Annotated in this window: 5 protein-coding genes and 3 pseudogenes; 1 reads left to right on the top strand and 7 read right to left on the bottom strand. The window is 38.1% G+C overall.

The annotated features are described in order from the left end of the window. Positions 1 to 334: 334 nt before the first annotated feature. On the top strand, positions 335 to 706 hold the full coding sequence (locus Q0541_RS09685) for a VOC family protein (protein ID WP_298908838.1): 372 nt from the start codon (positions 335 to 337) through the stop codon (positions 704 to 706). A gap of 690 nt (positions 707 to 1,396) precedes the next feature. On the opposite strand, the gene Q0541_RS09680 is transcribed toward Q0541_RS09685, so the two are convergent. The 7 genes and pseudogenes from Q0541_RS09680 to Q0541_RS09655 form a co-directional block, all read right to left on the bottom strand. Beyond that, positions 1,397 to 1,675: a hypothetical protein gene (locus Q0541_RS09680; protein WP_298908835.1), complete on the bottom strand. Its 279-nt coding sequence runs from the start codon at positions 1,673 to 1,675 to the stop codon at positions 1,397 to 1,399. A 2-nt stretch (positions 1,676 to 1,677) separates the two neighbouring features. Then, positions 1,678 to 2,844, bottom strand: coding sequence for an IS630 family transposase (locus Q0541_RS09675; protein ID WP_298908832.1), 1,167 nt, complete (start codon positions 2,842 to 2,844; stop codon positions 1,678 to 1,680). A 67-nt stretch (positions 2,845 to 2,911) separates the two neighbouring features. Next, a pseudogene (locus Q0541_RS09670) lies at positions 2,912 to 3,570 on the bottom strand (transposase); the annotation flags it as partial. A gap of 81 nt (positions 3,571 to 3,651) precedes the next feature. Then, a pseudogene (locus Q0541_RS09665) lies at positions 3,652 to 3,858 on the bottom strand (transposase); the annotation flags it as partial. After that, positions 3,845 to 4,108 (bottom strand): transposase, encoded by a 264-nt coding sequence (locus tag Q0541_RS34380; RefSeq protein ID WP_366941848.1) that lies wholly within the window; start codon positions 4,106 to 4,108, stop codon positions 3,845 to 3,847. The gene Q0541_RS34380 and the pseudogene Q0541_RS09665, both read right to left, overlap by 14 nt. A 76-nt stretch (positions 4,109 to 4,184) precedes the next feature. Continuing rightward, complete coding sequence (locus tag Q0541_RS09660) at positions 4,185 to 4,613, bottom strand: helix-turn-helix domain-containing protein (protein WP_298908829.1); 429 nt, start codon at positions 4,611 to 4,613, stop codon at positions 4,185 to 4,187. 52 nt (positions 4,614 to 4,665) lie between these two features. Continuing rightward, a pseudogene (locus tag Q0541_RS09655) lies at positions 4,666 to 4,903 on the bottom strand (winged helix-turn-helix domain-containing protein); the annotation flags it as partial. Positions 4,904 to 4,953 lie beyond the last annotated feature (50 nt).

The following is a 4,953-nucleotide window of genomic DNA, read 5'->3' as shown; positions in this document are numbered from 1 at the left end:
TGCAATCGAGTTTGTCTTGAACCTAGTGTCCTAATCACCTTGGCGATTGCTATATCTTCTAAAAGGGTTGGTAAGTGTTCTTTTGCCTTCCAGCGTTCTCACAATGATTATCATTCTTATAGTTTTGTGATTTTATTGCTTGGAAGTCCCTAAGAACGATCACCAGTTTGATTTAACGGAACCATCAGGCGACGCCGAATAAGCCGTTGTAGACATCGCTCTTTTTACTTTGCTATAATAAAGTACTAATTCTCGATTGAGTTGCAGTTGTTTTAACCTTTAAAATAGTTGATAATATCTATACTGCAAAAGTTTTGAATTAGGACAGTAGATTATGACATTGAAAAACACCTTTGGTGAATATAGCTTTGTCACTAAAGTAGATGTTACCAATCTGGAAGCTAGTGTCGAGTGGTACAAGGACAAACTCGGTTTAGTTCCTGAATCCAAATATGACTCGCCTAGCTGGAGACAGTTAAGTATCCCTGATATTGGGAATTTTGCAATTGGATTGAACTTAAGTAACTCTGTTGTTGCAGGTAGTGCTGTTAGTACCTTTGTTGTAAACAATATAGTTGCTGCTCGTCAAAGCCTTATTGAAAAAGGAGTTGAAGTTGGGCCAATTACAGATGTCGGCCACGAAGTTCAATTGTCTGTCTTCAAGGATATTGACGGAAACTTGTTGGGGCTGAGGCAAAATCCGTAGTCAACACCCAAGCTTCCTGCACAGCTTGGGAATTAGGCAGCAACTGAACTCATGTTCTTGGCTAATCCCCAAACTGTACATATACATATAGCGTTGCTCCCGCCAAGTTATTTTCACCCAGCTTGCTCCCTTTACTTTTAACCTGATGTCAGCGTTAATTTTTCACGCTTCTTGCCGCAGTTAACCATTTCACCAAATGCTGATTTAAATAACTTTGTGCTGAAATAATGTAGAGACTTTCCCAAATCTCTTAATTATGGCTAATTTTTGTACCGCCTGTATTTACTGGTGTTTTATATAACACTAAGTATTTTCGGAAATAGTTAGTCCACAAGTGTTGGAGGAAATATAAGGCGAATTCATTAAACGGCAGAATCCATTTCATAGTCTTGATCCAAAAATACCCTTAAGGATGCAATTATCGGTAGTGCCAAGTCGGTTGAGGCACTAAAACCAAATGAATACTTACTATCCGGCAATAACGTGCTTTTACTGCAACCCTACCCCCAACAAGATAGCCCTTACTGTCTTTTAGTTAATGTTTTTGGTACGCACAATGCCAAAGTTATTGTTCTTGCTGCCATAAATAAAGACATCGTTTAATAGTTTAACAAAGCCAACGTATTGTGAATTTAAAGTCACTTCCTCTGTTAAATCAACTATAATTCGCTTCTGAATTTTGCTCAATACTTAACTAAATAGATGATTAAGCATTTCTTGAAATTGGTCACTAACTAATGTTGTTGGGTTTTCAAAAAATTTTTCGGTATTACCTCCAAAGAAGTGATGAATTCGATTAGCAACTGCTTTTAATTCTGAAGGATTACCTCTATAAATTTTGATTAAATCATTGCATTTTTCTTGATCTACTAATCCTTTGCTAGATAAAAGCTGTAACGCAGCGTCTGCCTTTAACCCTTCAATTCTAAGAAAATCGATAGGTAATTCAGCTGCTATAAGCTGTTCCACATTTAACTTGCTATAATAGCATTGCCTTTGTTTTTGAGTTTCCGATACCATTTAATAATTAGTTGTCCTTGATTAAGCAGTCGGTCTAATAAATTCTTTAATTGCTCAACTGATTGAAATAATCGATGAGCAATATATTCCTTAGCCGAATGCCATACTAACTTAATTAGATTAGAATCGGGACTATAAGGCGGTAAAAAGTACAGTTGAATATTTGGTAAATTTGTCTCAACTTCGGCTAGCATTGTTTTCTTTTTGTGATAGCTAGCATTATCTAAAACAATGAAAATCTTTGGCCCTTTTTCAGTAAAATCTTCGGATTCATTACCCTGTTCTACCCATTCTTGCTTTACCTGCTCATATAGTTGTTGTAATGAGGAGTAGAAAATATCACTGTTTCCTTTCTCTACAAAATAACAAATTCTTTTCCGGTCATGAAATCTGACTGCTCCCATGATATTGACTTTGCCACTACTCCGTTGTCCTGTAACCCTTGCGGGTTCGCCAGTTGCTTCACTTGGGGAAACCCCAAGACCGCACTGGCTCACTTTTTTCCTTTGCCCTTTTTGGTTCCAATTTTTCCGTCGAATTACTCTTAAGCTAAAACCCGACTCATCCCAAAACCAGACCTGAAGCTTTGTTGGGGAAGCTTTTGATACTTCTATATATCCTCCTAACTTCTGTTGAAATGCTGCTCTTTTAGCTGGGTCTTGCTTATCCTCCAAGCTATATTTTGCCCAGAGGTAAACGGACTTTTTTTTAAGCAGTATCCTCCTTATTTGTTCTCCACTTAACTTTATTCCTGTTTGTTCGCTTAAGTACGTCGCTAATCTAGCTGCTGTCCATCTACCAAATTCATACCCTAGCTCTGATGGTTTTTCAATTGTTTCCATTAATAATTTAATATCCTCATCCGTCGCTTTAGAATGATTTCCTTTCTCACGTTGATCCTTCAGACTTTCTATGTTGTCTGGATCACCATGCACGCACCAATATACTACTGTCCTCAATCCGCATCCGATAAATTCACTAATTTCTGCATAAGTCTTACCATCGTTCATCAGCAGCAACATTAGCGCTCTCTCTCTAAGTAACGCACAATTATCTTCTCTGACTGCTTTTTGTAAGTTTTCTCTCTGTTCTTGCTTGAGGAATCCCTTTACTGCCATGATGCATAAACTGGAGTTTATCTTGTTGTTATTTTATGCGATTTAAATGTGGAACAGCTTAGCAACCCTAAATTATTTGTGAGAAATTACCGTACTCATACAGCTTAGGAAAGTCAAAAAATTGACCATTCACGGCTAGCTCAAATAATGCTTTAACTACAGAAAAAGAATGACAGAAAAAATAAAACTCTTTAATCAATTTTTTTGCTTGTAACCAAATATCTTCTACGGGATTTTGTTGTGGAGCATTTAGGGCAAACCGTTTAAAGTTATCAATCATTGTTCTTGTTCAAGCTGACGATTCAAAGAGTCTAAATAGTCTTGAATTGCATTAGAACGATGATAAGAAGCTCCATCCCAAATTATTAAGCATATTAGCTCCTGGACGCTGTGATTGAAGATATTCCAAGAAATTTATCGTGTTTTGGGAGTCTCCTTTTTTAGCTGCGTAAGTTATAAATTCGTAGGTTTTGTAATCTATAGCACCAAAATATGTTTGCTTATCACGAGCGTTTACAACTGGAACTGATATGCGTTCGCTAGTTTTTCCCTAAACATATCCACAGATATCACCCCACAACAGATGACATTCATCAACTATGAATACCACTAACTCTCCTGACCGGAGGCGGAGCGTCTCCGGCTTTGCTCGATTTCAAAACGTCTCGCTTCCAGTAACTCACAGATTTCTTTTTTTTTGATGCTAAGTAAATCAACTTAATTAAAGGTAAAATGCTCCACTGGGTAATTCCTTTGTATTGCTCTATTTTTTATACCTGACATAATAGCGTTCGCCAAATCATATTCGTCTTCAAAAACTCTTGAAGCAAGCTCGTCACGTTTTAAGTGCAACCATTCATCTTCGATACAGTTCATCTGTGGATTATAAGGCGGCAAGAAAAATAGTATCAGTCCTTGCTCGTAGCAGTGCTGAAAATGCTCGCGTGTCAATTTACTCCGATGAACAGAAGCATTATCAAGAACAATTACCGTTAAAACCCTAGTTAAAGCCAAACGATGTTGCGCATGAGTGGGCTTGCCAATTCATGATCTCCAAGAAAGTTTGAGTATTTAATGTACCAAGCATTAAAGCATAATCAAATGAAGCTTTAGGTTCCCAAAGACCAAGTATATTGATCCGCCTACCTCTTTTACGGGATTGTTTTCGCTTTTTTTGTTGACCGCGAGGTGCGTAAATATAGTCAGTAGTGCTGTGGCAGTAACAGCCAGATTCGTCTAAATACTTGAGACAAATCAGTCCCATTGAAGCCCATAGTTTTAAAGTCTCCAAATCCGCTAGTTTTGCTTGTACTCTTTGAGGTTGAGAGGAGTTTGCCGGACTATTTCGGATTCTTTTCCACCGCCAATCTTTTTTTTAAAATTCGGCGTACCTGTTCAGTACCCAATTGAATGTTTTTTTCAGATTGCAGTCTCTGACTTATTTGTCGCGCACTATACCTACGTTCTTCTGTCAACCATCGTTCAACAGCTAACCAATCTTCATCCGCCCAACGTCTTGTTCTACCACGACCAGAAGCATCCCTTTGCCCGATTAAACCTAATGACGACCACCGATGAATACTTTGTCTAACTGTTTTCTCTGCCCAATCCAGATAATCAGCAATTTCTCGTACATTATATCCTTGTGCATTCAATCTTAATGCGATCGCTCGGAGTTTTGTTCGTCGTGGAACTCCATTTGCACAGATGAGCTCTAACAGCGTCAGATCTTCTTCTGGAGTTAGTTTTATTTTTAACGGCGCTGGCATCGTTTTTTACGTAAATGCTGCCTTCATTCCATTTTACCTTTTTTTAGGTTGAGCTACTTACTAGTTTTTCGTCATACTTGGGGTTGTGAGCTTGAGTTTTCTTCCAACTAATCCCAGCTGTATCAAATAAGTCGTAGTAGCTCTGTTTCGACTCAAACACTACCCCATACGAAGATGCTATCTCGTATTCTAGTTCGCTCAAATTCCACTTATCCTTGGTTTTGAGCCATTCAATGAAGGACTGCACGCTGTTGTGAATTCAAAAATCCCTGACTTCCCTTGTATCTAACCCTCTTTTGTCACTCTAGGCAGAAGAAAATTGGAAATAAGGGATATTGAA

Origin of the sequence: uncultured Nostoc sp., from assembly GCF_937863485.1 — a bacterium.
GTDB lineage: Bacteria > Cyanobacteriota > Cyanobacteriia > Cyanobacteriales > Nostocaceae > Nostoc.
The sequence above is the reverse complement of the archived record's forward strand: the minus strand, read 5'-3'. Positions and strand labels throughout refer to the sequence as shown.